The organism is Patescibacteria group bacterium (assembly GCA_024654625.1).
In the GTDB taxonomy this organism is placed as follows: Bacteria; Patescibacteriota; Minisyncoccia.
Genome location: JANLHB010000043.1, coordinates 1 through 1,850, shown reverse-complemented (window position 1 = coordinate 1,850; position 1,850 = coordinate 1). Strand labels below are relative to the sequence as shown.

At 37.4% G+C, this 1,850-nt stretch carries 4 protein-coding genes; all 4 read left to right on the top strand.

What is annotated here, in order from left to right; translation table 11 throughout:
* A partial coding sequence (locus NUV40_04350) for a hypothetical protein (protein ID MCR4343091.1) occupies positions 1-376 on the top strand: 376 nt, incomplete at its 5' end.
* Complete coding sequence (locus NUV40_04345; GenBank protein ID MCR4343090.1) at positions 373-555, top strand: hypothetical protein; 183 nt, start codon at positions 373-375, stop codon at positions 553-555. The genes NUV40_04350 and NUV40_04345, both read left to right, overlap by 4 nt.
* Positions 556-712: 157 nt before the next feature.
* Positions 713-1,495, top strand: coding sequence for a DUF4373 domain-containing protein (locus NUV40_04340; GenBank protein ID MCR4343089.1), 783 nt, complete (start codon positions 713-715; stop codon positions 1,493-1,495).
* A partial coding sequence (locus NUV40_04335) for a hypothetical protein (protein ID MCR4343088.1) occupies positions 1,492-1,850 on the top strand: 359 nt, incomplete at its 3' end. The genes NUV40_04340 and NUV40_04335, both read left to right, overlap by 4 nt.

Below are 1,850 nucleotides of genomic sequence, written 5' to 3'. Positions count from 1 at the left end.
AATAAAAAAGTTCTGGGCATTTGTTATCTGGAACTACCAAGACGAGGCAATCCAAATACTTGAGATTACCCAAAAGGGATTACGCGAAGGAATACAGGCTCTTATCCGTAACAAAGCATGGGGTAATCCGGTAAATACGTATGATCTTGTAGTCAACAAGAAAGGAACAGGACTTACAACAAAATACACCGTTCAACCGAACCCGAAAGAACCAACAGATAAGGCAATAGCTGAAGCGTATAAGAATACTCCTGTCAATCTTGAGGCATTATTTACGGGGCAAGATCCTTTTATGCAGGTCGCAAAAGAAGAAGTTATGATGACTGACGGCGAAAGTGAAAAGTTAGCAGAAGAAGCTCACCAAAACATACCATGATAACACCAACTATAAAAGAGATTTTAGATAAAAAGCCAAGTGAAATAACCGCAACACAAAAGACAGCGATTGAGATCATACTCGAATTCAATCCGAGACTAACACCTGAGGAACGGTTTACGTATCGAGAGAAGTTCAATTTAGGGCCAAAAACAATTAAGCCGTGGTGGCACCATTAACAATTAGAGGTTCCTGCAAGCCCCTTATAGATGTATAAGGGGCAAACCTTCCCGCCTTGTCTATATAAAGGTTTATCCGGGTAGACAAGACGGTGAGGTTTTACCAACAAGGACTCAGCTAAAGTTACTAATTTGTTCTATTAAGTAGAGGTAAAACATGAAATGGTTTAAACACGAAGACACAGCGGGCAATCCTAAAATAGAAATGCTTATGGACGAACATGGACTATTAGGATACGGTTTTTATTTCAGAATACTAGAAATGATAAGCTCAAACATAAAAGAAAACAATAAAAAAGAATGGGGTTATCTTCCCTCCGAATATACTACGGAGTTTATCTGTAGAAAATTCAAATTAGATGAAGAAATTTATTTAAAACTTTTAGAAAGTTGTTTTAAATTAAATTTATTTAGAAAAATAAATAACAAAATCTATTGTGAAAAGATACTTGAAAGAGGGGACGATTATATTGGTAGGATAACCAAAAAAGAAATAAACAAAACTACGAAGAAACTACGGAGTAACTCCGTTTTAACTACTCATATAGAAGAAGAAGTAGAAGAAGATATTAATTTATCTAAAGATAAATTGGTCAAGACCTCTCAGAGAGACGAATTGGTGGAAAAGGTATTGAGCCTGTATCAGAAACATACAGGAAATCTACCGACAGATAAGCACCCCCGGCGTACCGCACACAACATAGTGCAGATTACCAAGACCCTGATAAGGGATATTCGACCTCACTATCCAAGTGACCGTATCGAAGAGCTCACCTGTCAGCTGATTCTTGAGAAAGCCTTTGATTGGTACTTCGGACAGCTTAAAGACGATGTAGAAGTGACGAAACTAGAAACGGTAAAACTGAACATAAAGGCTCGATTTTATGAAAAAACGAGACGAAAATACGTGCCTGATTACCAATTAAACACATCCCCATGATAAGCAAAAATGAGTTTGAATACACCAAAGTCCGTGTTACAAGGCTCGAAAACCAAATATTTGAGTTTGAAAATACGAATCCTATTTACCTTCAATACGAAACTTTTAAGAGATTGCCGTACGATAAACAGCAACAACTGAGAAAAGACTGGCTAAAATACTATGAAGATGTTACAAAAACTTCTATCTGGGCGCTCATGCTGGATAGTCGAGATGCATTAAAGCGTGGCGATATAGCAAGGTGTAAGGCGAATGGTTTAAAAGCCGATGAATACGTATCTACCCTGCCAAAACCAAAGATAGAAGATCCTGAATTTATGGAATATAAGTTGTCGGCCTATTACATGGCTATAAA

Coding starts and splice junctions, on each gene's coding strand:
- NUV40_04340 (MCR4343089.1), top strand. CDS start 713: ATGAAATGGTTTAAACACGAAGACACAGCGGGCAATCCTAAAATAGAA.
- NUV40_04345 (MCR4343090.1), top strand. CDS start 373: ATGATAACACCAACTATAAAAGAGATTTTAGATAAAAAGCCAAGTGAA.